A 23,866-nucleotide genomic window follows, 5' to 3' on the forward strand; every position below is an offset into this window, starting at 1 on the left:
GATTTTTCCCGAGAACCTGATTACGCAGCGCGCGATGCGAAACCGGCCCCGCCGCGAGGGCCTTAGTCAATGAGGCGCCCGAAAGATGGCAAAAGAGAAGTTTGAACGTACGAAACCGCATGTGAACATCGGGACTGTTGGTCACGTTGACCACGGCAAGACGACGCTGACGGCTGCGATCACGAAGTATTTCGGGGACTTCCGGGCGTATGACCAGATTGACGGCGCGCCGGAGGAGAAGGCGCGCGGGATCACGATCTCGACGGCGCATGTGGAATACGAGACTGACAACCGTCACTACGCGCATGTCGACTGCCCGGGCCACGCGGACTACGTGAAGAACATGATCACGGGCGCGGCGCAGATGGACGGCGCGATCCTCGTGGTGAACGCGGCGGACGGTCCGATGCCGCAGACGCGCGAGCACATCCTTCTGGCGCGCCAGGTTGGCGTTCCGGCGCTTGTGGTGTTCCTGAACAAGGTTGACCAGGTCGACGACGAGGAGCTGCTCGAGCTTGTCGAGATGGAAGTGCGCGAGCTTCTGTCGGACTACGACTTCCCGGGCGACGACATTCCGATCGTGGCGGGCTCGGCGCTTGCGGCGATGGAAGGTCGCGACCCCGAGATCGGCGAGAACAAGATCCGCGAGCTGATGGCGGCGGTTGACGAGTACATCCCGACGCCGGAGCGTCCGGTGGACCAGCCGTTCCTGATGCCGATCGAGGACGTGTTCTCGATTTCCGGCCGTGGCACGGTCGTGACCGGCCGCGTCGAGCGCGGCGTGATCAACGTGGGCGACGAGGTCGAGATCGTCGGTCTCAAGGACACGAAGAAGACGACGGTCACGGGCGTCGAGATGTTCCGCAAGCTGCTGGATCGCGGCGAGGCGGGCGACAACATCGGCGCGCTTCTGCGCGGTGTGGACCGCGAGGGCGTTGAGCGTGGGCAGGTTCTCTGCAAGCCGGGCTCGGTGACGCCGCACACGAAGTTCGAGGCCGAGGCCTACATCCTGACCAAGGAAGAGGGTGGCCGTCACACGCCGTTCTTCGCCAACTACCGCCCGCAGTTCTACTTCCGCACGACGGACGTGACCGGGACGGTCCAGCTGGCCGCGGGCACCGAGATGGTGATGCCGGGCGACAACGTGTCCTTCACCGTCGAGCTGATCGCGCCCATCGCGATGGAAGAGAAGCTCCGCTTCGCCATCCGTGAAGGCGGCCGCACCGTCGGCGCCGGCGTCGTGTCCAAAATCATCGAGTGATGCGAAGCCCCGCGCCGACAGGCGCGGCGCTACCGCGAGGCTTTCGACGGGCCGCCCGGACATCCGGGCGGCCCGTTTCCGTTCGCGCCCGTGGCCCGGCGCCGGCGGCCCGCACCCCGCGGAGATTGCGCGGGCGCCCGTTCACGTGGCAGTAAGAGCGGGGGCAGGGCAGGGATGATGGACCGGGCACGAACCTTGATATGGCTGCGGGCGGCGGCGGCGGCGTCTCTGATCCTGGCGCTCGTCAATCACCTGTTGCCGCCCCTGAGCTTCCCGGCCACCCAGCTGCTTTTCGACTACGAGTTCGGGCTGGTGCGGCGGGGGCTGGCCGGGACCCTCCTGGCGCCGCTGCTCGACGAGCCGGTGAGCGGCGGCGCGATACGGGTCGTGACCGCTGCCGTGACGCTGTCCGGCGCGATGGGTTTCGCGCTCTGGATGATGCGCCGCTTCGACGGCAGCGTGCCGGGCCTGCTCGTCGTGATCCTCGCGCTCAATTCCTTCGCTTTCGCAAGCTTCGTGGGCACGACCGGCTATCTGGACGGGCTGCTCATGGCGGTGGCGCTGGTGGCGCTGGCGCTGGCGCCGCGGGGTGGCCTGGCCGCCGGTCTCGGGCTGGCCGCGCTGGTGGTCGTGGGGATGCTGCTGCACGAGAGCATGCTGCCCTATTTCACCGTGCTGATCGGCTTCGGGATCGCGCTGCGCGGGCCGCTCGACGCACGACCGTCCGCCGCCGCGCTGCTGCCGGTCGCGACGGGCTGCGCGGTGCTCGTCGTGCTGGTGATGTCCGATTTCGACGCCGCCACCGCCGAACGCTTCGCCGCCCATCTGCGGTCCAAGGCGGATTTCTTCACCGATCCGACCACGCTCGAGGTGGCGGGACGTCCGCTGGGGGCGAATGTCGATTTCATGCGCGGCGTTCGCGCGCGGGATGCCTACTGGATGTGGCTGACCTTCGACGGCCTGCCGCTGCTGCTCATGAGCCTCTGGCTGATCTGGTTCAACCTACGGCTCTTCGGGCCGGGGGTCCATCCGGCGCTGCGCCTGCTGATGGTCGCGGCGGTTCTCGCGCCGCTCTCGCTCAACCTCGTGGCGTTCGACGTGCATCGCTTCGGCACCGTCTCGGTCCTTGCGGGGTTCATCGCGGCGGGGCTGATCCTGCGCCGGGCCGACGGCGCGGCCGACCGGCTGCCCGCCTTGATGAGCTGGCCGGTCTTCACGCTGCTTCTGGTGGTGAATGCGAACATGTTCAGCTACCAGATCCAGGAAGATGCCATGTTCGAGGCCCAGTTCCCCTGGGTGCTGGTCAAGCAACTGGGCTGGCTGGGCGGCTGAGCGCCAATCCCCGCTTGCAAATCCGTTTCCGCTCTCGTATCTGGGCACAAGAACGGCCCGCAGGGGTATAGCTCAGTTGGTAGAGCATCGGTCTCCAAAACCGAGGGTCGCGGGTTCGAGTCCTGCTGCCCCTGCCAGTTCTTCCCTTACAAGGTCGCGGTTTCGGGGGTGCGCCGGACGCTCCGGATCCGGCGGCGCCCTTGCAAAGCCGGCCGCGAGTCCGTATGTGGCCGCGTATATTTGACGGAACGGGCAAAACCGATGGCGAACACGAACCCTCTCCAGTTCATTCAGCAAGTGCGGGCCGAGGTGTCCAAGGTCGTCTGGCCGACCCGGCGCGAAGTGCTTCTGACCACGGTCATGGTCTTCGCCATGGCGACGCTGGCGGCGGTGTTCTTCTTCATCGTCGATCAGATCATCCGCTTCGGCCTGACGTCTCTTCTGGGTTTCTTCGGCTGAGCGCGCTTTTTGGGGCGATGCTCTTGAATTGACGGGATTTCGCTTGTAAGGGGGGCGGCATCCTTGACAAAGGCGTGCATCGATTCGTCATGCGCGCTGTTTTTTGTTCTGGCGAATTGTCGTCAAAACACTGGCAAGGCGAAAGAATTTCGGCGGCAAAGCCGGCAGGCACGAGGTGACGGGCGAAATGGCGAAACGGTGGTATTCGGTGAGTGTGCTCTCGAATTTCGAGAAAAAGATCGCCGAGCAGATTCGACATGCCGTCGCCCAGGAAGGTCTCGAGGAAGAGATCGAGGAAGTCCTCGTGCCGACCGAGGAAGTGATCGAGGTGCGGCGCGGCAAGAAGGTGACGGCCGAGCGGCGTTTCATGCCGGGCTACGTGCTGGTGAAGATGGAGATGACCGACAAGGGGTATCACCTCATCAACTCCATCAACCGCGTGACCGGGTTCCTCGGGCCGCAGGGGCGCCCGATGCCGATGCGCGACGAGGAGGTGAACACCATCCTCAACCGCGTCGAGGAGGGTGCCGAGGCGCCGCGGACGCTCATCTCCTACGAGGTGGGCGAGCAGGTGAATGTGACCGACGGGCCCTTCGAGGGTTTCGCCGGCACGGTCGAAGAGGTGGACGAGGACAATGCCCGCCTCAAGGTGACCGTTTCGATCTTCGGCCGGGCGACCCCGGTCGAGCTGGAATACACGCAGGTCACCAAGCAGACCTGACGTGTGTGCATGTGGGAGGCGACGCCGGCGCGCCGGCGGACCGGACCACTAAACCGAGGACCGCGCCCGACGCGTCGTGCGCGGAGGTGAAAAGAGGAGAGGCCAGATGGCCAAGAAACTGGCAGGCACGATGAAGCTGCAAGTGCCCGCAGGCCAGGCGAACCCGAGCCCCCCGGTGGGCCCGGCGCTGGGTCAACGCGGCATCAACATCATGGAATTCTGCAAGGCGTTCAACGCCAAGACGCAGGAAATGGAACCGGGCGCGCCGTGCCCGACGCTGATCACCTACTACCAGGACAAGTCCTTCACGATGGAAATCAAGACGCCGCCTGCGTCTTATTACCTGAAGAAGGCCGCCAAGCTGAAGTCGGGTGCGAACACGCCGGGCCGCCAGACCGTCGGCTCCGTGACCCCCAAGCAGGTGCGCGAGATCGCCGAGGCGAAGATGCGCGACCTGAACGCCAACACCGTCGAGGACGCGATGCAGATCATTCTGGGATCCGCGCGGTCGATGGGCATCGAGGTGAAGGGGTAATCTGATGGCCAAGCTTGGAAAACGCATGAAGTCGGCCCGCGAGGCCGTCGCCGGCAAGAGCGACATCTCCGTCGAGGACGCGATCACCCTCATCAAGAGCAACGCCAAGGCCAAGTTCGACGAGACCGTCGAGATCGCGATGAATCTCGGCGTTGATCCGCGCCATGCCGACCAGATGGTCCGCGGCACCGTCAGCCTGCCCAACGGCACCGGCAAGACCGTGCGCGTCGCCGTCTTCGCCCGCGGCCCCAAGGCCGAGGAAGCGAAAGAGGCCGGGGCGGATATCGTCGGCGCCGAGGACCTGATGGAAACCATCCAGGGCGGCACGATCGAGTTCGATCGCTGCATCGCCACGCCGGACATGATGCCGGTCGTCGGCCGGCTGGGGAAAATCCTCGGGCCGCGCAACCTGATGCCGAACCCCAAGGTCGGCACGGTGACGATGGACGTCGCGCAGGCGGTCCAGGACGCCAAGGGCGGACAGGTCCAGTTCCGGGCCGAGAAGGCCGGCGTCGTCCATGCCGGTGTCGGCAAGGCGTCCTTCGAGGCCGACAAGCTGGTCGAGAACGTCCGCGCCTTCGTGGACGCCGTGCAGAAAGCCAAGCCCGCGGGGGCCAAGGGCGCGTATCTGAAGAAGATCTCGCTCACCTCCACCATGGGCCCGGGCGTGACCGTCGACATTACGTCGGCCACGGGTAACGCCTGATCGAGAATTCCCTCGGTCTTCGGGCCGGGGAATACGGCGGGCCTTCGGGCCCGTCGGTCTGTCCGAGACGGTGGGTGCCCTTCGGGGCTTAATTTCCTGCCTGAGACGGGAAGCGAGGAGATCAGCCAAGGGCTCTGCCCTCGGGCGATTTTGGCCTCGGGACCCGTAGTCAAGGACCCGAACCCCGGAGCGATCCGGGGAAATGAGAGCCGGGGAGAGATCCCCAGATTGGAGTGGAACTGTGGATAGAGCCCAGAAAGAGAAAGTGGTCGAGGAACTCGGCCAGATCTTCGAAAGCTCTGGCGTGGTCGTCGTCGGACACTACGCGGGTCTCACGGTTGCTGAGATGCAGGATCTGCGCGCGCGCATGCGTGACGCGGGCGGATCCGTGCGCGTCGCCAAGAACAGGCTCGCCAAGATCGCCCTCGAGGGCAAGCCGTGCGAAAGCATTGCCGACCTCATGCAGGGCATGACCGTTCTCGTCTATTCCGAGGACCCCGTCGCTGCGGCGAAAGTTGCCGACAGCTATGCCAAGGAGAACGACAAGTTCGAAATCCTTGGCGGGGCCATGGGCGAGAGCGCTCTGGACCAGGCCGGTGTGAAAGCCGTGGCCGCCATGCCGTCGCGCGAGGAGCTCATTGCCTCCATCGTCGGCGCTATCGGCGCCCCCGCCTCGAACATCGCCGGTGCAGTTGGCGCACCTGCTTCGAACATCGCGAGCATCCTCTCGACCATCGAGGAGCGCGCGGAAGCGGCTTAAGCAACATCGTGAGGCGTGCGTGGGGAAAGACCCCGGACACGTTGGAACACAACTGAACGAACGGAAACGGAAAAATGGCTGATCTGAAAAAACTGGCTGAAGAGATCGTCGGTCTGACGCTGCTCGAGGCCCAGGAACTGAAAACCATCCTCAAGGACGAGTACGGCATCGAGCCCGCAGCGGGCGGCGCCGTCATGATGGCTGGCCCGGCCGGCGGTGACGCCGGCGGCGAAGCTGCCGAGGAGCAGACCGAATTCGACGTCATCCTGAAGTCGGCTGGCGACAAGAAGATCAACGTCATCAAAGAGGTGCGTGCGATCACCGGTCTCGGCCTGAAGGAAGCCAAGGAGCTCGTCGAAGCCGGCGGCAAGGCCGTCAAGGAAGGCGCTCCGAAGGAAGAAGCCGAAGAGATGAAGAAGAAGCTCGAAGAGGCTGGCGCCGAAGTCGAGCTGAAGTAATCGGACGGGCGCGTCAGCGTCCAGACGACCTATCCTGGCTGGATCCGCCGAAAACGCGGGTCCAGCCGAACCTGTCTTGGAGAGGGCCGGAACGGTCCGGTCCTGCCCAAGGCGCGGTTCGAGGTTCGGGAGCCGATCGGTGGGACGGTCGGCATGAATGGAACCTCACCCCCTGTTTTGTGAGCGGTGGTGTGCCGGTGCCCGACGGTCGCACATCGCGAACAACTGAGAGGTGACGACGAGCATGGCTCAGACCTACGAAGGCCAGAAGCGCATCCGCAAATACTACGGGAAAATCCGCGAAGTCCTGGAGATGCCGAACCTCATCGAGGTTCAGAAATCCTCCTACGACCTGTTCCTGAACTCCGGCGATCAGCTGGAGCCGACGGACGGCGAGGGCATCCAGGGCGTTTTCCAGTCGGTGTTCCCGATCAAGGATTTCAACGAGACCTCCGTGCTCGAATTCGTGAAATACGAGCTCGAGAAGCCGAAATACGATGTCGAGGAATGCCAGCAGCGCGACATGACCTACAGCGCGCCGCTGAAGGTGACGCTGCGCCTGATCGTCTTCGACGTGGACGAGGACACCGGCGCCAGATCGGTGAAGGACATCAAGGAGCAGGACGTGTTCATGGGCGACATGCCGCTGATGACCCAGAACGGCACGTTCATCGTCAACGGGACCGAGCGTGTGATCGTCAGCCAGATGCACCGCTCTCCCGGCGTGTTCTTCGACCATGACAAGGGCAAGACCCATGCCAGCGGCAAGCTGCTCTTCGCCTGCCGGATCATTCCCTACCGCGGCTCCTGGCTCGACTTCGAGTTCGACGCCAAGGATATCGTGTTCTGCCGGATCGACCGCCGCCGCAAGCTGCCGGTGACGACCCTGCTCTACGCGCTCGGGCTCGACCAGGAAGGCATCATGGATGCCTATTACGACACGGTCGACTTCAAGTACAAAAAGAACAAGGGCTGGGTCACGAAATTCTTCCCCGAGCGGATTCGCGGCACCCGTCCGGCCTATGACATCGTCGACGCCAAGACCGGCGAGGTCATCGCCGAGGCCGGCAAGAAGGTCACCCCGCGCGCGGTCAAGAAGCTGATCGAGGAAGGCAACGTCACCGAGATCCTCATGCCCTTCGATCGGATCGTCGGGCGCTACGTCGCGCGCGACATCATCAACGAGGAAACCGGCGAGATCTGGGTCGAGGCCGGCGACGAGCTGACCTGGGAGACCGACAAGGACGGCGAGGTCACCGGCGGCACGCTGAAGCGTCTGCTGGACGAGGGCGTGACGGACATCCCGGTGCTCGACATCGATAACGTCAATGTCGGCCCCTATATCCGCAACACCGTGGCCGCGGACAAGAACATGAACCGCGAGACGGCGCTCATGGATATCTACCGCGTCATGCGTCCGGGCGAGCCGCCCACCGAGGAAGCCGCGTCGGCGCTGTTCGACCAGCTCTTTTTCGACTCCGAGCGGTACGACCTTTCGGCCGTCGGCCGCGTGAAGATGAACATGCGCCTTGCGCTCGATGCGCCGGACACCCAGCGCACGCTGCGCAAGGAAGACATCATCGCCTGCGTGAAGGCGCTGGTCGAACTTCGGGACGGCAAGGGCGAGATCGACGACATCGACCATCTCGGTAACCGCCGGGTGCGGTCTGTCGGCGAACTGATGGAAAACCAGTATCGCGTCGGCCTGCTGCGGATGGAGCGCGCCATCAAGGAGCGCATGTCCTCGGTCGAGATCGACACGGTGATGCCGCAGGACCTGATCAACGCGAAGCCGGCCGCGGCCGCGGTGCGTGAATTCTTCGGCTCGTCGCAGCTCAGCCAGTTCATGGACCAGACCAACCCGCTGTCGGAGGTGACGCACAAGCGGCGCCTGTCGGCGCTGGGCCCGGGCGGCCTGACGCGCGAGCGTGCGGGCTTCGAGGTGCGCGACGTGCACCCGACCCATTATGGCCGGATGTGCCCGATCGAGACGCCGGAAGGCCCGAACATCGGGCTGATCAACTCGCTCGCCACCTTCGCGCGGGTCAACAAGTACGGTTTTATCGAGACGCCCTACCGCAAGGTCGAGGACAGCCAGGTCACCGACGAGGTGATCTACATGTCGGCGACGGAAGAGATGCGCCACACCATCGCCCAGGCGAACGCGCAACTCGACGACGAAGGCCGGTTCGTCAACGACCTGGCCTCCACCCGGCGCGCGGGGGAATACACGCTGAACCCGCCGGTGAACATCGACTACATCGACGTGTCGCCGAAGCAGCTGGTCTCGGTCGCGGCCTCGCTCATCCCGTTCCTCGAGAACGACGACGCGAACCGCGCCCTGATGGGGTCGAACATGCAGCGCCAGGCTGTGCCGCTCCTCCAGGCCGAGGCCCCCTTTGTCGGCACCGGCATCGAGTCGGTCGTGGCCCGCGATTCCGGCGCCGCGATCATGGCGCGGCGGGCCGGCGTCATCGACCAGGTGGACGCCACCCGGATCGTCGTGCGCGCGACCGAGAACCTGGAGCCGGGCGACCCGGGCGTCGACATCTATCGTCTGCGCAAGTTCCAGCGGTCGAACCAGAACACCTGCATCAACCAGAAACCCCTGGTGAAGGTGGGCGACCGCGTGGTGAAGAGCGAGGTGATCGCGGATGGTCCCTCGACCGACCTGGGCGAGCTGGCGCTGGGCAAGAACGTCCTCGTCGCCTTCATGCCCTGGAACGGCTACAACTACGAGGACTCGATCCTGATCTCCGAGCGGATCGCCAAGGACGACGTCTTCACCTCGATCCATATCGAGGAGTTCGAGGTCGCCGCGCGCGACACCAAGCTCGGGCCCGAGGAAATCACCCGCGACATCCCCAATGTCGGCGAGGAGGCGCTGCGCAACCTCGACGAGGCGGGCATCGTCTATATCGGGGCCGAGGTCGGGCCGGGCGACATCCTCGTGGGCAAGATCACGCCCAAGGGTGAATCCCCGATGACGCCGGAGGAAAAGCTGCTCCGCGCCATCTTCGGTGAAAAGGCTTCCGACGTGCGCGACACGTCGCTGCGCCTGCCGCCGGGCGATTTCGGGACCGTGGTCGAGGTGCGCGTCTTCAACCGCCACGGCGTCGAGAAGGACGAGCGCGCGCTGCAGATCGAGCGCGAGGAAGTCGAACGTCTGGCCCGTGACCGGGACGACGAGATGGCAATCCTCGAGCGCAACATCTACGCGCGTCTGAAGTCCATGCTTCTCGGCAAGACCGCGGTGAAGGGACCCAAGGGCGTCAAGTCCGGCTCCGAGATCACCGAGGAGCTTCTGGAGACCCTGTCGCGCGGCCAGTGGTGGCAGCTCGCGCTCGGCGACGAGAAGGACGCCTCGGCCGTCGAGGCGCTGAACGCCCAGTTCGAAAGCCAGAAACGTGCGCTCGAGCACCGTTTCGAGGACAAGGTCGAGAAGGTTCGCCGCGGCGACGATCTGCCCCCGGGCGTGATGAAGATGGTCAAGGTCTTCATCGCGGTGAAGCGCAAGCTGCAGCCGGGCGACAAGATGGCCGGCCGTCACGGCAACAAGGGCGTCATCTCGAAGGTCGTGCCGGAAGAGGACATGCCGTTCCTCACCGACGGGACCCCGGTGGACCTGGTGCTGAACCCGCTCGGCGTGCCGTCGCGGATGAATGTGGGCCAGATCCTCGAGACCCACATGGGCTGGGCCTCGCGCGGGCTGGGCATCCAGATCGACGAGGCGCTTCAGGAATACAAGCGCTCCGGCGACATGACCCCGGTGCGTGACGCGATGAAGCTGGCCTATGGTGACGACGTCTACGAGCTGGCGCTCGGCGACCGCGACGACGAACAGTTCCTCGAGGCGGCGCACAACGTCACCAAGGGGGTGCCGATCGCGACCCCGGTCTTCGACGGGGCAAAGGAGCCGGACGTCAACGACGCGCTCAAGCGTGCCGGGTTCGACGAGTCGGGCCAGTCGGTCGTCTATGACGGGCGCACCGGCGAGCAGTTCGCGCGGCCGGTCACCGTCGGCATGAAGTACCTGCTGAAACTCCATCACCTCGTGGACGACAAGATCCACGCGCGCTCGACCGGGCCTTACAGCCTCGTCACCCAGCAGCCGCTGGGCGGCAAGGCCCAGTTCGGCGGCCAGCGTTTCGGCGAGATGGAAGTCTGGGCGCTCGAAGCCTACGGCGCGGCCTACACGCTGCAGGAAATGCTCACGGTCAAGTCGGACGACGTGGCCGGGCGGACCAAGGTCTACGAGTCCATCGTCAAGGGCGAGGACAACTTCGAGGCCGGCGTCCCCGAGAGCTTCAACGTGCTCGTGAAGGAAGTCCGGGGCCTCGGCCTCAACATGGAACTCCTGGATGCGGAGGAAGAGGACGAGTGAGGGCGGCGCGCGCCCTCACCCCCTCCCTTCCCCAGCAGAGTTAGGATCGCAGAATGAACCAGGAACTGACCACCAACCCGTTCAACCCGCTTCAGTCGCCGAAGAGCTTCGACGAGATCAAGATCTCGCTGGCCTCGCCCGAGCGGATCCTTTCGTGGTCGTATGGCGAGATCAAGAAGCCGGAGACCATCAACTACCGCACGTTCAAACCGGAGCGTGACGGCCTGTTCTGCGCCCGGATCTTCGGGCCGATCAAGGACTACGAGTGCCTCTGCGGCAAGTACAAGCGGATGAAGTATCGCGGCGTCGTCTGCGAGAAATGCGGCGTCGAGGTCACGCTGCAGAAGGTCCGCCGCGAACGCATGGGCCATATCGAACTGGCCGCGCCCGTCGCGCATATCTGGTTCCTCAAGTCCCTGCCCTCGCGCATCGGTCTCATGCTCGACATGACGCTGCGCGATCTCGAGCGGATTCTCTACTTCGAGAACTACGTGGTGATCGAGCCCGGCCTCACCGATCTTACCTACGGTCAGCTGATGACCGAGGAAGAATACATGGACGCCCAGGACCAGTACGGCATGGATGCCTTCACCGCCGGTATCGGCGCCGAGGCGATCCGCGAGATGCTGAGCCAGATCGACCTGGAATCCGAGGCCGAGCAGCTGCGCGCCGACCTGGCCGAGGCCACCGGCGAGCTGAAGCCGAAGAAGATCATCAAGCGGCTGAAGGTTGTCGAGGCGTTCCTCGACTCGGGCAACCGGCCCGAGTGGATGATCATGACCGTGATCCCGGTCATCCCGCCGGAACTGCGCCCGCTGGTGCCGTTGGATGGCGGCCGCTTCGCCACCTCGGACCTGAACGACCTGTATCGCCGGGTGATCAACCGGAACAACCGCCTGAAGCGCCTGATCGAGCTGCGCGCGCCGGACATCATCGTTCGCAACGAAAAGCGGATGCTGCAGGAATCGGTCGACGCGCTCTTCGACAACGGCCGCCGCGGCCGCGTCATCACCGGCGCCAACAAGCGCCCGCTGAAGTCGCTGTCGGACATGCTGAAGGGCAAGCAGGGCCGCTTCCGGCAGAACCTGCTGGGCAAGCGCGTCGACTTCTCGGGCCGCTCGGTCATCGTGACCGGGCCGGAACTGAAGCTGCACCAGTGCGGCCTGCCCAAGAAGATGGCGCTGGAGCTGTTCAAACCCTTCATCTATTCGCGGCTCGAGGCCAAGGGCCTGTCCAGCACCGTGAAGCAGGCCAAGAAGCTGGTGGAGAAAGAGCGCCCCGAGGTGTGGGACATCCTCGACGAGGTGATCCGCGAACATCCCGTGCTGCTGAACCGCGCGCCGACGCTGCACCGCCTCGGCATCCAGGCCTTCGAGCCGGTGCTGATCGAGGGCAAGGCGATCCAGCTTCACCCGCTGGTCTGCGCGGCCTTCAACGCCGACTTCGACGGTGACCAGATGGCCGTGCACGTGCCCCTGTCGCTGGAAGCCCAGCTCGAGGCGCGCGTCCTGATGATGTCCACGAACAACGTGCTGTCGCCGGCCAACGGCAAGCCGATCATCGTGCCGTCGCAGGACATGATCCTCGGGCTCTACTACATCACCATGATGCGCGAGGGCGTGAAGGGCGAAGGCATGATCTTCGGCTCGGTCGAAGAGGTCGAGCACGCGGTCAATGCCGGCGAGGTCAGCCTGCATGCCAAGATCACCTGCCGCATCCCGCAGGTGGACGAGGAAGGCAACGTCATCCAGCAGCGCTTCGAGACCACGCCGGGCCGCGCCCGGCTGGGCTCGATGCTGCCGCTGAACGCCAAGGCGCCCTTCGATATCGTGAACCGCCTGCTGCGCAAGAAAGAGGTCGGCGAGGTCATCGACACCGTCTACCGCTACTGCGGCCAGAAGGAATCGGTGATCTTCTGCGACCAGATCATGGGGCTTGGCTTCCGCGAGGCCTTCAAGGCCGGCATCTCCTTCGGCAAGGACGACATGCTCATCCCCGAGGAGAAGTGGAAGATCGTGGGTGACACCCGCGACTCCGTGAAGGAGTTCGAGCAGCAGTACATGGACGGCCTCATCACCCAGGGTGAGAAATACAACAAGGTCGTCGATGCGTGGTCGAAATGCTCCGACGAGGTGGCCGGGGCCATGATGGCCGAGATCTCGGCGGTGCGTAAGGACGACACCGGGGCCGAGATGGAGCCGAACTCGGTCTACATGATGTCGCATTCCGGGGCCCGTGGCTCGCCGGCGCAGATGAAGCAGCTGGGCGGGATGCGCGGCCTGATGGCCAAGCCCTCGGGCGAGATCATCGAGACGCCGATCATCTCGAACTTCAAGGAAGGCCTGACCGTGCTGGAGTACTTCAACTCCACCCACGGCGCCCGGAAGGGCCTGGCCGATACCGCGCTCAAGACGGCGAACTCGGGCTACCTGACGCGCCGTCTCGTCGACGTGGCGCAGGACTGCATCGTGCGGGCCCATGACTGTGGGACCGAACGCGCGATCACCGCGCAGGCGGCGGTCTCCGACGGCGAGGTCGTGGCCTCGCTCGGCGAACGCATCCTGGGCCGCGTCGCGGCCGAGGACGTGATCGTGCCGGGCTCCGACCGGGTGGTGCTGCGCAAGGACGAGCTGGTCGACGAACGCATCGCCGACGAGATCGAGAATGCCGGTATCCAGACCATGCGGATCCGCTCGCCCCTGACCTGCGAGGCCGAGGAAGGCGTCTGCGCGATGTGCTACGGCCGCGACCTGGCCCGTGGCACGATGGTCAATGTCGGCGAAGCCGTGGGCACGATCGCCGCGCAGTCGATCGGCGAGCCGGGCACGCAGCTGACGATGCGGACCTTCCACATCGGCGGCATCGCCCAGGGCGGGCAGCAGTCCTTCCTGGAATCGAGCCAGTCCGGCAAGATCGAGTTCCGCAATGCCAATGTCCTGAAGAACGCGTCGGGCGACCAGATCGTCATGGGCCGCAACATGTCCCTGGCCATCGTCGACGAGAACGGCGTGGAACGGGCGAGCCACAAGATGGGCTACGGCACCAAGATCCTGGTCGAAGAAGGCCAGGAGATCGAGCGCGGTGCCAAGCTCTTCGAATGGGATCCCTACACCCTGCCGATCATCGCCGAGAAGGCCGGCGTCGCGCGCTTCGTCGACCTGACCTCGGGCGTCTCGGTCCGGGAAGAGACCGACGAGGCGACGGGCATGACCCAGAAGATCGTCTCCGACTGGCGCGCCGCGCCGAAGGGCAACGACCTGAAGCCCGAGATCATCATCATGGATCCCGCGACCGGCGAGCCCATGCGCAACGATCTCGGCAACCCGGTCAGCTACCCGATGTCGGTGGACGCGATCCTATCGGTCGAGGAAGGCCAGGAGATCAAGGCCGGTGACGTGGTCGCGCGGATTCCGCGCGAGGGCGCCAAGACGAAGGACATCACCGGCGGTCTGCCGCGTGTGGCCGAACTCTTCGAGGCGCGCCGTCCCAAGGATCACGCGATCATCGCCGAGGTCGATGGCTATGTCCGCTTCGGGCGCGACTACAAGAACAAGCGCCGGATCACGATCGAGCCGACGGACGAGAGCCACGAGCCCGTGGAATACATGGTGCCCAAGGGCAAGCACATCCCCGTGCAGGAGGGCGATTTCGTCCAGCGCGGCGACTACATCATGGATGGCAACCCGGCACCGCACGACATTCTGCGGATTCTCGGGATCGAGGCCCTGGCCGATTACCTGATCGACGAGGTGCAGGACGTCTACCGCCTGCAGGGCGTGAAGATCAACGACAAGCACATCGAGGTGATCGTGCGCCAGATGCTCCAGAAGTGGGAGATCCTCGACAGCGGGGAGACCACGCTTCTCAAGGGCGAGCATGTGGACAAGGCCGAGTTCGACGCCGCCAACGAACGGGCGCTGGCCGAAGGCCGCCGTCCGGCCGAGGGCGAGCCGATCCTGCTGGGCATCACCAAGGCGTCGCTGCAGACCCGGTCCTTCATCTCGGCGGCCTCGTTCCAGGAGACCACGCGCGTGCTGACCGAGGCCTCGGTCCAGGGCAAGCGCGACAAGCTGATCGGTCTGAAGGAGAACGTGATCGTCGGGCGCCTGATCCCCGCCGGTACCGGCGGCGCCACCCAGAAGGTGCGCCGGATCGCGACGGATCGCGACCAGAAGATCATCGATGCCCGCCGGGCCGAAGCCGAGGCGGCCGCCGCGCTGGTCGCCCCGGAAGAACCGGCGGAGCCGACCGATGCGGCCGATTTCCCGGAAACGCCGGAGAGCCGCGAGGAGTGATCCCGGCGCAGCCCGGACATGATAAGGCCCGGCCGGAAACGGCCGGGCCTTTCGCATGCCGGGTGGCCCGTCCGGCCCGCCCCGGCGGCACGGGCCGCCGGAACCGCGACCGCGGCGCGCGGAAAGGACTGCCGGCGCATCATGCGAGGTACCCCCGTGTCGCGCCCCTGGCCCGCTTCGGGTGTAGCGGGCAGGCGGGGGCGGTGCTACGTCTGTGCCGTCAGGGGAGGCGCGGTTGACGGCGAGCGAGAATACCCGTGCGGCGGTGATGATGATGGCCGGCATGGCCGGCTTCACGCTGAACGATACCTGCATGAAACTGGTCACGCAGGATCTGCCGCTCTTCCAGGCGATCTTCCTGCGGGGGCTGGGCACCAGCATGTTGCTGGCCGTTCTCTGTCACCTGGAGGGCGCGCTGCATTTCCGCGTCGCCCGCGGTGACCGCGCGGTGATCGCCTGGCGAACCCTGGGTGAGATCGGCGCGACGGTCTGTTTCCTGACCGCACTGATGCACATGCCGCTGGCCAACGTGACCGCGGTGTTGCAGTCGCTGCCGCTGGCGGTGACGCTGGCCGGCGCGCTGTTTCTCGGCGAGGCCGTCGGCTGGCGCCGCTGGCTGGCCATCCTGGCCGGCTTCGCCGGGGTGATGCTGATCGTGCGGCCGGGCACCGAGGGCTTCGACCGGTACTCGGTCCTGGCGCTGGGGGCCGTCTGCTTCGTGGTGCTGCGGGATCTCAGCACCCGGCGCCTGACGCCCGGCGTCAGTTCCGCGGCCGTCGCGCTTGTCACCGCGGTCGCGATCACGCTGGTCGCGGCCGGGGCCTCGGTCTTCGAAAGCTGGGTCTGGCCCGCGCCGGGCAACGTGGCCCTCTTGCTGGCGGCCTCGGTTCTCATCGTGGGCGGCTACCTGTTCATCGTCCTGGCGATGCGGACCGGCGAGATCGCGGTCGTGGCGCCGTTCCGCTACACCGGGCTGCTCTGGGCGCTGGCGCTGGGCTGGGCGGTGTTCGGCGATTTCCCGGCCCTGCCGACGCTGCTCGGCGCGGCGATCGTGGTCGGCACGGGCATCTTTACCTTCTACCGCGAACGCGCCGCGCGCCCCGGCGGCTAGCCGGGCTGTTGACAACCCCCGCGACTCCCCTTATACGCGCGTCACTTGCCGGCTCGACCTGCGTGTGGGGTCGGCTCAAATGCCACAATTTGGCGGTCATGATCCTGGCCAAGCGGCCACGATCCTCTGGAATTCCACCGCGGCGGCCCCGGAAACCCGGGGGCGCAGGCGGTCTTGGCGTTTTGCAGTTGTGCAGGGCGCAGTGACACATGAACGGGTTGAGATACGGGGAACCGGTATGCCAACGATCCAACAGCTGATCCGCAAGCCGCGGCAGCCGAAAGTAAAACGCCAGAAGTCCATGCACCTGCAGGCTTGCCCGCAGAAGCGGGGCGTCTGCACGCGCGTCTACACCACGACGCCGAAGAAGCCGAACTCGGCGATGCGGAAAGTCGCCAAGGTGCGGCTGACCAATGGCTACGAAGTCATCAGCTACATCCCCGGTGAATCCCACAACCTTCAGGAACACTCCGTCGTGCTCATCCGCGGCGGCCGTGTGAAGGACCTTCCGGGTGTCCGCTACCACATCCTGCGTGGTGTGCTGGATACCCAGGGCGTCAAGGATCGCCGCCAGCGCCGCTCGAAATACGGCGCCAAGCGTCCGAAGTAAGGAGAGAAGTCCATGTCGCGTCGCCACCGCGCCGAGAAACGCGAAATCCTGCCCGATCCGAAGTTCGGCGACCGGGTGATTTCCAAGTTCATGAACAACATGATGGTCGACGGGAAGAAATCCGTCGCCGAGCGTATCGTCTACAGCGCCTTCGATCGCGTCGAGGAGAAGCTGAAGCGGGCACCGGTCGAGGTGTTCCACGAGGCGCTCGACAACATCAAGCCGGCCGTCGAGGTCCGCTCCCGCCGTGTCGGCGGCGCCACCTACCAGGTTCCCGTCGAGGTGCGCCCCGAACGCCGCGAGGCGCTGGCCATCCGCTGGCTGATCACGGCGTCGCGCGCGCGCAACGAGAACACCATGGAAGAGCGTCTGGCCGGTGAGCTGATCGACGCCGTCCAGAGCCGCGGCACCGCCGTGAAGAAACGCGAAGACACCCACAAGATGGCCGAGGCGAACAAAGCCTTCAGCCATTACCGCTGGTAATCCCCGAAGGTTTCAGAACTCATGGCACGCGAATACTCTCTCAGCCGCTACCGCAACTTCGGTATCATGGCGCATATCGATGCGGGCAAGACCACCTGCACCGAGCGCATCCTGTTTTACACCGGCAAGTCCCACAAGATCGGCGAAGTCCATGACGGCGCCGCCACGATGGACTGGATGGAGCAGGAGCAGGAACGCGGCATCACCATCACCTCGGCCGCGACGACCACCTTCTGGTTCCGCACCGAGGATGGCGAGAACCCGACCGGCATCTACGGCGACACGCCGCAGGAAGCCAAGTTCCGCTTCAACATCATCGACACCCCGGGCCACGTCGACTTCACCATCGAGGTGGAGCGCTCGCTCGCCGTGCTCGACGGTGCCGTCGCGGTGCTGGACGCCAATGCCGGCGTCGAGCCGCAGACCGAGACCGTCTGGCGCCAGGCCGACCGCTACAAGGTTCCGCGCATCGTCTTCGTCAACAAGATGGACAAGATCGGCGCCGATTTCTGGAACTGCGTGCGCATGATCAAGGACCGGACGGGCGCCACGCCCGCGCCGATCCAGATGCCGATCGGGGCCGAGGACAAGCTCGAGGGCATCGTCGACCTGGTGACGATGAAGGAATGGGTCTGGAAGGGCGAAGACCTCGGCGCGAGCTGGGTCGTCCAGGACATCCGTGACGATCTCAAGGACCAGGCCGAGGAAATGCGCGCCGAACTCATCGAGCTCGCCGTCGAGATGGACGACGACGCGATGGAGGCGTATCTTGAGGGCGAAGAGCCGGATCTGCCGACCCTGCGCGGCCTGATCCGCAAGGGCACGCTGAGCATGGCCTTCGTGCCGGTTCTCGCGGGCTCGGCCTTCAAGAACAAGGGTGTCCAGCCGCTGCTCAACGCGGTGATCGACTACCTGCCCGGCCCGCTCGACGTGCCGCCCTACATGGGCTTCTCGCCGGATGACGAGACCGAGACCCGCAACATCGAGCGGACCGCCGATGACGGTCAGCCGTTCTCGGCGCTGGCGTTCAAGATCATGAACGACCCCTTCGTGGGCTCGCTCACCTTCACCCGTATCTACTCGGGCACCGTGAAGAAGGGCGAGAGCGTCCTGAACTCGACCAAGGGCAAGAAAGAGCGCATCGGCCGGATGATGATGATGCACTCCAACTCGCGCGAGGAAATCGAGTGGGCGGGCGCCGGCGACATCATCGCGCTGGCCGGTCTGAAAGAGACCACCACCGGTGACACGCTTTGCGCCGCGAACGCCCAGGTCGTCATGGAAACCATGACCTTCCCGGACCCGGTGATCGAGATCGCGGTCGAGCCCAAGACCAAGGCCGACCAGGAAAAGATGAGCCAGGGCCTGCAGCGGCTTGCCGCCGAGGACCCGTCCTTCAAGGTGGAGACCGATCTGGAATCGGGCCAGACCATCATGAAGGGCATGGGCGAACTTCACCTCGACATCCTCGTCGACCGCCTCAAGCGGGAGTTCAAGGTCGAGGCGAATATCGGTGCCCCGCAGGTGGCCTATCGCGAGACGATCAGCCACAAGGCCGAGGTGGACTACACCCACAAGAAGCAGACCGGTGGTTCGGGCCAGTTCGCCCGCGTCAAGCTCGAGATCGAGCCGACCGAGGCCGGCGAGGGCTACAGCTTCGAAAGCCTCATCGTGGGCGGTTCGGTGCCGAAGGAATACGTCCCCGGCGTCGAGAAGGGCATCGAGTCCGTCATGGACAGCGGCCCGCTCGCCGGCTTCCCGGTGATCGACTTCAAGGTCAAGCTCATCGACGGCGCCTACCACGACGTCGACTCGAGCGTTCTGGCCTTCGAGATCGCCTCGCGCGCCGCGATGCGCGAAGGTCTGCGCAAGGGCGGCGCCAAGCTGCTCGAGCCGATCATGCGGGTCGAGGTGGTCACGCCGGAGGAATACACCGGCAACATCATCGGCGATCTGACCAGCCGCCGCGGCCAGGTCCAGGGCCAGGAGCCGCGCGGCAACGCGATCGTCATCAACGCCTTCGTGCCGCTGGCCAACATGTTCGGCTACATCAACAACCTGCGCTCGATGTCCTCGGGCCGTGCGCAGTTCACGATGCAGTTCGACCACTACGAGGCGGTCCCGCAGAACATCTCGGAAGAGATCCAGGCGAAATACGCGTGAGGTGCAGCCGGTTTCCGGCCGGCCAAGAATTGACAGGAGGCCATCATGGCAAAAGAGAAGTTTGAACGTACGAAACCGCATGTGAACATCGGGACTGTTGGTCACGTTGACCACGGCAAGACGACGCTGACGGCTGCGATCACGAAGTATTTCGGGGACTTCCGGGCGTATGACCAGATTGACGGCGCGCCGGAGGAGAAGGCGCGCGGGATCACGATCTCGACGGCGCATGTGGAATACGAGACGGACAACCGTCACTACGCGCATGTCGACTGCCCCGGCCACGCGGACTACGTGAAGAACATGATCACGGGTGCGGCGCAGATGGACGGCGCGATCCTCGTGGTGAACGCGGCGGACGGTCCGATGCCGCAGACGCGCGAGCACATCCTTCTGGCGCGCCAGGTTGGCGTTCCGGCGCTTGTGGTGTTCCTGAACAAGGTTGACCAGGTCGACGACGAGGAGCTTCTCGAGCTTGTCGAGATGGAAGTTCGCGAGCTTCTGTCGGATTACGACTTCCCGGGCGACGACATTCCGATCGTGGCGGGCTCGGCGCTTGCGGCGATGGAAGGGCGCGACCCCGAGATCGGCGAGAACAAGATCCGCGAGCTGATGGCGGCGGTTGACGAGTACATCCCGACGCCGGAGCGTCCGGTGGACCAGCCGTTCCTGATGCCGATCGAGGACGTGTTCTCGATTTCCGGCCGTGGCACGGTCGTGACCGGCCGCGTCGAGCGCGGCGTGATCAACGTGGGCGACGAGGTCGAGATCGTCGGTCTCAAGGACACGAAGAAGACGACGGTCACGGGCGTCGAGATGTTCCGCAAGCTGCTGGATCGTGGCGAGGCGGGCGACAACATCGGCGCGCTTCTGCGCGGTGTGGACCGCGAGGGCGTTGAGCGTGGGCAGGTTCTCTGCAAGCCGGGCTCGGTGACGCCGCACACGAAGTTCGAGGCCGAGGCCTACATCCTGACCAAGGAAGAGGGTGGCCGTCACACGCCGTTCTTCGCCAACTACCGCCCGCAGTTCTACTTCCGCACGACGGACGTGACCGGGACGGTCCAGCTGGCCGCGGGCACCGAGATGGTGATGCCGGGCGACAACGTGTCCTTCACCGTCGAGCTGATCGCGCCCATCGCGATGGAAGAGAAGCTCCGCTTCGCCATCCGTGAAGGCGGCCGCACCGTCGGCGCCGGCGTCGTGTCCAAAATCATCGAGTGAACCATTCGGGTTCGACGTAGGCCGGGCGATCCCGCCCGGTCTACCTCTCAACCCTAGCCGCGAAAGGCACCGACATGCAGTCGCAAAACATTCGCATCAGGCTCAAGGCCTTCGATTACCGGGTGCTCGACTCCAGCACCGCGGAAATCGTGAACACGGCCAAGCGGACCGGCGCGCAGGTGCGTGGCCCGATCCCGCTGCCGAACAAGATCGAGAAGTTCACGGTTCTCCGGGGCCCGCACATCGACAAGAAGTCGCGCGAGCAGTTCGAGATCCGGACGCACAAGCGTCTTCTCGACATCATCGACCCGACGCCGCAGACCGTGGACGCGCTCATGAAGCTCGACCTGGCCGCCGGTGTCGACGTCGAGATCAAGGTTTGAGGAGGGCACCCGAGATGCGCTCTGGAGTTATCGCAAAGAAGCTGGGCATGACCCGGCTGTTCATGGAGGACGGACGGCAGGTGCCGGTCACCGTTCTTCAACTCGACAATCTGCAGGTGGTCGCGCAGCGCACCGCCGACAAGGACGGCTATTCGGCGGTCCAGCTCGGCGCGGGCACGGCCAAGGCGAAGCGCGTGTCCAAGGCGATGCGCGGGCATTTCGCCACCGCCAGCGTTGCGCCGAAGCGCAAGATCGCGGAATTCCGCGTCGCGCCGGAAAACCTGATCGGTATCGGCGAAGAGATCACCGCCGACCATTACTTCGAGGGGCAGTTCGTGGATGTCTGCGGCACCTCGATCGGTAAGGGGTTCGCGGGCGCCATGAAGCGGCACAATTTCCGCGGCCTCGAGGCCACCCACGGCGTGTCGATCAGCCACCGCTCGCACGGCTCCACGGGTCAGTGTCAGGATCCGGGCCGCGTGTTCAAGGGCAAGAAGATGGCCGGCCACATGGGCGCGGCGCGCGTGACCACGCAGAACCTGCAAGTCGTCAAGACCGACGCCGAGCGGGGCCTGATCATGGTCAAGGGCGCGGTGCCGGGGTCCAAGGGCGGCTGGGTCACGATCAAGGACGCGGTCAAGAAGCCGACGCCCGACAACGTGATCCTGCCCGCGGCGCTGAAATCCGCCGCCGAGGAAGCCAAGCGCGCCGCCGAGGAAGCTGCCGCGCAGGCCGCGGCCGAGGAAGAGGCTGCCCGCGAGGCCGCGCTCGCCGAAGAGCAGGCCGCGATCGAGGCGGCCGAGGCCGAGGCCGAAGAGTCCACCGACGACAACGCCCCCGAAGGAGGCGAGGACAAATGAAGGCTGAAGTAGTCAAGCTCGACGCGTCGGGCGCGGGCTCGATCGATCTCGACGACGAGATCTTCGGCCTGGAGCCGCGCGCGGACATCCTGCACCGCGTCGTGCGCTGGCAGCGCGCGCGGGCCCAGCAGGGGACGCACAAGGTCAAGACCCGCTCCGAGACGAGCTACTCGTCGAAGAAGATCTATCGCCAGAAGGGCACCGGTGGCGCACGCCACGGCGACCGGAACGCGCCGATCTTCCGCAAGGGCGGCATCTACAAGGGCCCGACCCCGCGCAGCCACGCGCATGACCTGCCCAAGAAGGTTCGCAAGCTGGGCCTCAAGCACGCGCTGTCGTCCAAGGCGTCGGCCGGCGCGCTGATCGTGCTGGACTCGGCCGAGATGGGCGAAGCCAAGACCAAGGAACTGGCCAAGGCGGTCAAGAACCTGGGCTGGAAGCGCGCGCTCGTCATCGACGGGCCGGAGGTCAACGAGAACTTCGCCCGCGCCGCGGGCAACATCGAGGGTCTCGACGTGCTGCCGAGCCAGGGCGCGAATGTCTATGACATCCTCAAGCGTGACACGCTGGTGATCACGAAGGCGGGTGTCGAAGCACTGGAGGCTCGACTGAAATGAGCGCGAAACCCCAGCACTACGACGTGATCCGCAAGCCGGTCATCACCGAGAAGGCCACGATGGCGTCCGAACAGAACGCCGTCGTCTTCGAGGTGGCCATGGACGCGACGAAACCCGCGATCAAGGAAGCGATCGAGGGGCTCTTCAACGTCAAGGTGAAGGCGGTCAACACCACCGTCACCAAGGGCAAGACCAAGCGGTTCCGCGGCATCAGCGGCCGCCGCAAGGACGTCAAGAAAGCCTATGTCACGCTCGAGGAAGGCAACACCATCGACGTGACAACCGGCCTCTGATAGAAGACCGCGAATCGCGGCCCCCAGGGGCCGCGTTCCCTTTTTGAACCAGGGTCCTCAAGACCCAAAGCAACGGAAGACAGAAAGCATGGCACTGAAGTCGTACAAACCGACCACGCCAGGCCAGCGCGGGCTGGTTCTGATCGACCGTTCGGAGCTTTGGAAAGGACGCCCGGTCAAGGCCCTCACGGAGGGTCTGACCAAGAAAGGCGGCCGGAACAATACCGGACGGATCACGCAGCGACGTCGCGGCGGCGGGGCGAAGCGCCTCTACCGCGTGGTGGATTTCAAGCGTCGCAAGATGGATGTCCCGGCGACCGTGGAGCGGATCGAATACGATCCGAACCGGACCGCCTTCATCGCGCTCATCCGCTACCAGGACGGCGAACAGGCCTATATCCTGGCACCGCAGCGGCTCGCGGTGGGCGACACCGTCATCGCGGCGGCCAAGGCCGACGTGAAACCCGGCAACACGATGCCGTTCGTCGGCATGCCGATCGGCACGATCGTGCACAACATCGAGTTGAAGCCGGGCAAGGGCGGCCAGCTGGCCCGCGCCGCGGGCACCTACGCGCAGTTCGTGGGGCGCGACGGTGGCTATGCCCAGATCCGCCTGTCCTCGGGCGAGCTGCGGATGGTTCGCCAGGAATGCCTGGCAACCGTCGGCGCCGTGTCGAATCCGGATCACTCGAACGAGAATTACGGCAAGGCCGGGCGCAACCGTCACTTCGGCAAGCGTCCCTCGGTCCGTGGCGTGGTGATGAACCCGATCGATCACCCGCATGGCGGCGGCGAAGGCCGCACCTCGGGCGGCCGTCACCCGGTGACGCCCTGGGGTCGTCCCACCAAGGGTATGCGCACGCGCAAGAACAAGGCGACGGACAAGTACATCATCCGCTCGCGCCACGCACGCAAGAAGGGACGCTAAGCCATGGCACGTTCTGTTTGGAAGGGCCCCTTCGTTGACGCCCACGTCCTGAAGAAGGCCGAAAAGTCGCGTGAATCCGGCCGCAACGAGGTCATCAAGATCTGGTCGCGCCGCTCCACCATCCTGCCGCAGTTCGTCGGCCTCACCTTCGGGGTCTACAACGGGCGCAAACACATTCCCGTCCTCGTCACCGAGGACATGATCGGCCAGAAGTTCGGGGAATACTCGCCGAGCCGCACCTATTACGGGCACATGGCCGACAAGAAGGCGAAAAGGAAGTAATCGT

General features: G+C 65.2%; 21 protein-coding genes and 1 tRNA gene. All 22 read left to right on the forward strand.

Annotation, left to right across the window (positions count from 1 at the left end; genetic code table 11):
* The first annotated feature begins 85 nt into the window (after window positions 1–85).
* The 22 genes from tuf (ACQ5SP_RS00235) to rpsS all read left to right on the forward strand — a co-directional run bounded on the left by tuf (ACQ5SP_RS00235) (window position 86) and on the right by rpsS (window position 23,862).
* Window positions 86–1,261 carry an elongation factor Tu gene (tuf, locus tag ACQ5SP_RS00235; protein WP_430935215.1) on the forward strand — a complete coding sequence of 392 codons (1,176 nt, stop codon included), beginning with the start codon at window positions 86–88 and terminating at the stop codon, window positions 1,259–1,261.
* A gap of 195 nt (window positions 1,262–1,456) precedes the next feature.
* A complete protein-coding gene (locus tag ACQ5SP_RS00240; protein WP_430935217.1) occupies window positions 1,457–2,593 on the forward strand; it encodes a hypothetical protein in 1,137 nt (378 codons plus the stop codon).
* Between the two features lie 61 nt (window positions 2,594–2,654).
* Window positions 2,655–2,730: transfer RNA gene (locus ACQ5SP_RS00245), tRNA-Trp, on the forward strand.
* Window positions 2,731–2,854: 124 nt separating this feature from the next.
* Window positions 2,855–3,052: a preprotein translocase subunit SecE gene (secE, locus tag ACQ5SP_RS00250; protein WP_430935219.1), complete on the forward strand. Its 198-nt coding sequence runs from the start codon at window positions 2,855–2,857 to the stop codon at window positions 3,050–3,052.
* Between the two features lie 187 nt (window positions 3,053–3,239).
* Window positions 3,240–3,773: a transcription termination/antitermination protein NusG gene (gene nusG, locus ACQ5SP_RS00255; RefSeq protein WP_430935221.1), complete on the forward strand. Its 534-nt coding sequence runs from the start codon at window positions 3,240–3,242 to the stop codon at window positions 3,771–3,773.
* A 106-nt stretch (window positions 3,774–3,879) separates the two neighbouring features.
* A complete protein-coding gene (gene rplK, locus ACQ5SP_RS00260; protein WP_430935223.1) occupies window positions 3,880–4,308 on the forward strand; it encodes a 50S ribosomal protein L11 in 429 nt (142 codons plus the stop codon).
* A 4-nt stretch (window positions 4,309–4,312) separates the two neighbouring features.
* On the forward strand, window positions 4,313–5,014 hold the full coding sequence (rplA, locus tag ACQ5SP_RS00265) for a 50S ribosomal protein L1 (protein ID WP_430935225.1): 702 nt from the start codon (window positions 4,313–4,315) through the stop codon (window positions 5,012–5,014).
* A 241-nt stretch (window positions 5,015–5,255) separates the two neighbouring features.
* The gene (gene rplJ, locus ACQ5SP_RS00270; RefSeq protein WP_430935226.1) at window positions 5,256–5,774 is read left to right on the forward strand and encodes a 50S ribosomal protein L10; all 519 of its coding nucleotides are present in this window, start codon (window positions 5,256–5,258) and stop codon (window positions 5,772–5,774) included.
* Between the two features lie 74 nt (window positions 5,775–5,848).
* On the forward strand, window positions 5,849–6,232 hold the full coding sequence (rplL, locus tag ACQ5SP_RS00275; protein WP_430935228.1) for a 50S ribosomal protein L7/L12: 384 nt from the start codon (window positions 5,849–5,851) through the stop codon (window positions 6,230–6,232).
* A 244-nt stretch (window positions 6,233–6,476) separates the two neighbouring features.
* Window positions 6,477–10,616: a DNA-directed RNA polymerase subunit beta gene (rpoB, locus tag ACQ5SP_RS00280; protein WP_430935229.1), complete on the forward strand. Its 4,140-nt coding sequence runs from the start codon at window positions 6,477–6,479 to the stop codon at window positions 10,614–10,616.
* 53 nt (window positions 10,617–10,669) lie between these two features.
* Window positions 10,670–14,911 (forward strand): DNA-directed RNA polymerase subunit beta', encoded by a 4,242-nt coding sequence (rpoC, locus tag ACQ5SP_RS00285; protein ID WP_430935231.1) that lies wholly within the window; start codon window positions 10,670–10,672, stop codon window positions 14,909–14,911.
* Window positions 14,912–15,146: 235 nt separating this feature from the next.
* Window positions 15,147–16,022 (forward strand): DMT family transporter, encoded by an 876-nt coding sequence (locus tag ACQ5SP_RS00290; protein WP_430935233.1) that lies wholly within the window; start codon window positions 15,147–15,149, stop codon window positions 16,020–16,022.
* A gap of 238 nt (window positions 16,023–16,260) precedes the next feature.
* The gene (gene rpsL, locus ACQ5SP_RS00295) at window positions 16,261–16,632 is read left to right on the forward strand and encodes a 30S ribosomal protein S12 (protein WP_430935235.1); all 372 of its coding nucleotides are present in this window, start codon (window positions 16,261–16,263) and stop codon (window positions 16,630–16,632) included.
* A gap of 12 nt (window positions 16,633–16,644) precedes the next feature.
* Window positions 16,645–17,115: a 30S ribosomal protein S7 gene (gene rpsG, locus ACQ5SP_RS00300; RefSeq protein ID WP_430935237.1), complete on the forward strand. Its 471-nt coding sequence runs from the start codon at window positions 16,645–16,647 to the stop codon at window positions 17,113–17,115.
* 21 nt (window positions 17,116–17,136) lie between these two features.
* A complete protein-coding gene (gene fusA, locus ACQ5SP_RS00305) occupies window positions 17,137–19,278 on the forward strand; it encodes an elongation factor G (RefSeq protein ID WP_430935239.1) in 2,142 nt (713 codons plus the stop codon).
* 45 nt (window positions 19,279–19,323) lie between these two features.
* Complete coding sequence (gene tuf, locus ACQ5SP_RS00310) at window positions 19,324–20,499, forward strand: elongation factor Tu (protein ID WP_430935215.1); 1,176 nt, start codon at window positions 19,324–19,326, stop codon at window positions 20,497–20,499.
* A gap of 74 nt (window positions 20,500–20,573) precedes the next feature.
* Entirely contained in the window at window positions 20,574–20,882 is a 309-nt protein-coding gene (gene rpsJ / locus ACQ5SP_RS00315; protein WP_430935241.1) for a 30S ribosomal protein S10, read from the forward strand.
* Between the two features lie 14 nt (window positions 20,883–20,896).
* Window positions 20,897–21,742, forward strand: coding sequence for a 50S ribosomal protein L3 (gene rplC, locus ACQ5SP_RS00320; RefSeq protein WP_430935243.1), 846 nt, complete (start codon window positions 20,897–20,899; stop codon window positions 21,740–21,742).
* Complete coding sequence (gene rplD / locus ACQ5SP_RS00325; RefSeq protein ID WP_430935245.1) at window positions 21,739–22,359, forward strand: 50S ribosomal protein L4; 621 nt, start codon at window positions 21,739–21,741, stop codon at window positions 22,357–22,359. Before rplC ends, rplD begins: the two co-directional genes overlap by 4 nt.
* A complete protein-coding gene (locus tag ACQ5SP_RS00330) occupies window positions 22,356–22,652 on the forward strand; it encodes a 50S ribosomal protein L23 (protein ID WP_430935247.1) in 297 nt (98 codons plus the stop codon). The genes rplD and ACQ5SP_RS00330 overlap by 4 nt, the downstream gene beginning before the upstream one ends.
* Before the next feature lie 88 nt (window positions 22,653–22,740).
* On the forward strand, window positions 22,741–23,580 hold the full coding sequence (rplB, locus tag ACQ5SP_RS00335; RefSeq protein ID WP_430935249.1) for a 50S ribosomal protein L2: 840 nt from the start codon (window positions 22,741–22,743) through the stop codon (window positions 23,578–23,580).
* A 3-nt stretch (window positions 23,581–23,583) separates the two neighbouring features.
* Window positions 23,584–23,862 carry a 30S ribosomal protein S19 gene (rpsS, locus tag ACQ5SP_RS00340; RefSeq protein WP_430935251.1) on the forward strand — a complete coding sequence of 93 codons (279 nt, stop codon included), beginning with the start codon at window positions 23,584–23,586 and terminating at the stop codon, window positions 23,860–23,862.
* Window positions 23,863–23,866: the final 4 nt, after the last annotated feature.

This window comes from Rhodovulum sp. YNF3179, assembly GCF_050586465.1.
Classification (GTDB): Bacteria; Pseudomonadota; Alphaproteobacteria; order Rhodobacterales; family Rhodobacteraceae; genus CAJXYS01.

Bases quoted from the DNA above. Each gene is read 5' to 3' on its own strand.
- tuf (WP_430935215.1), top strand. From the start codon at position 86: ATGGCAAAAGAGAAGTTTGAACGTACGAAACCGCATGTGAACATCGGG.
- secE (WP_430935219.1), top strand. From the start codon at position 2,855: ATGGCGAACACGAACCCTCTCCAGTTCATTCAGCAAGTGCGGGCCGAG.
- nusG (WP_430935221.1), top strand. From the start codon at position 3,240: ATGGCGAAACGGTGGTATTCGGTGAGTGTGCTCTCGAATTTCGAGAAA.
- rplK (WP_430935223.1), top strand. From the start codon at position 3,880: ATGGCCAAGAAACTGGCAGGCACGATGAAGCTGCAAGTGCCCGCAGGC.
- rplA (WP_430935225.1), top strand. From the start codon at position 4,313: ATGGCCAAGCTTGGAAAACGCATGAAGTCGGCCCGCGAGGCCGTCGCC.
- rplL (WP_430935228.1), top strand. From the start codon at position 5,849: ATGGCTGATCTGAAAAAACTGGCTGAAGAGATCGTCGGTCTGACGCTG.
- rpoB (WP_430935229.1), top strand. From the start codon at position 6,477: ATGGCTCAGACCTACGAAGGCCAGAAGCGCATCCGCAAATACTACGGG.
- rpoC (WP_430935231.1), top strand. From the start codon at position 10,670: ATGAACCAGGAACTGACCACCAACCCGTTCAACCCGCTTCAGTCGCCG.
- rpsL (WP_430935235.1), top strand. From the start codon at position 16,261: ATGCCAACGATCCAACAGCTGATCCGCAAGCCGCGGCAGCCGAAAGTA.
- rpsG (WP_430935237.1), top strand. From the start codon at position 16,645: ATGTCGCGTCGCCACCGCGCCGAGAAACGCGAAATCCTGCCCGATCCG.
- fusA (WP_430935239.1), top strand. From the start codon at position 17,137: ATGGCACGCGAATACTCTCTCAGCCGCTACCGCAACTTCGGTATCATG.
- tuf (WP_430935215.1), top strand. From the start codon at position 19,324: ATGGCAAAAGAGAAGTTTGAACGTACGAAACCGCATGTGAACATCGGG.
- rpsJ (WP_430935241.1), top strand. From the start codon at position 20,574: ATGCAGTCGCAAAACATTCGCATCAGGCTCAAGGCCTTCGATTACCGG.
- rplC (WP_430935243.1), top strand. From the start codon at position 20,897: ATGCGCTCTGGAGTTATCGCAAAGAAGCTGGGCATGACCCGGCTGTTC.
- rplD (WP_430935245.1), top strand. From the start codon at position 21,739: ATGAAGGCTGAAGTAGTCAAGCTCGACGCGTCGGGCGCGGGCTCGATC.
- ACQ5SP_RS00330 (WP_430935247.1), top strand. From the start codon at position 22,356: ATGAGCGCGAAACCCCAGCACTACGACGTGATCCGCAAGCCGGTCATC.
- rplB (WP_430935249.1), top strand. From the start codon at position 22,741: ATGGCACTGAAGTCGTACAAACCGACCACGCCAGGCCAGCGCGGGCTG.
- rpsS (WP_430935251.1), top strand. From the start codon at position 23,584: ATGGCACGTTCTGTTTGGAAGGGCCCCTTCGTTGACGCCCACGTCCTG.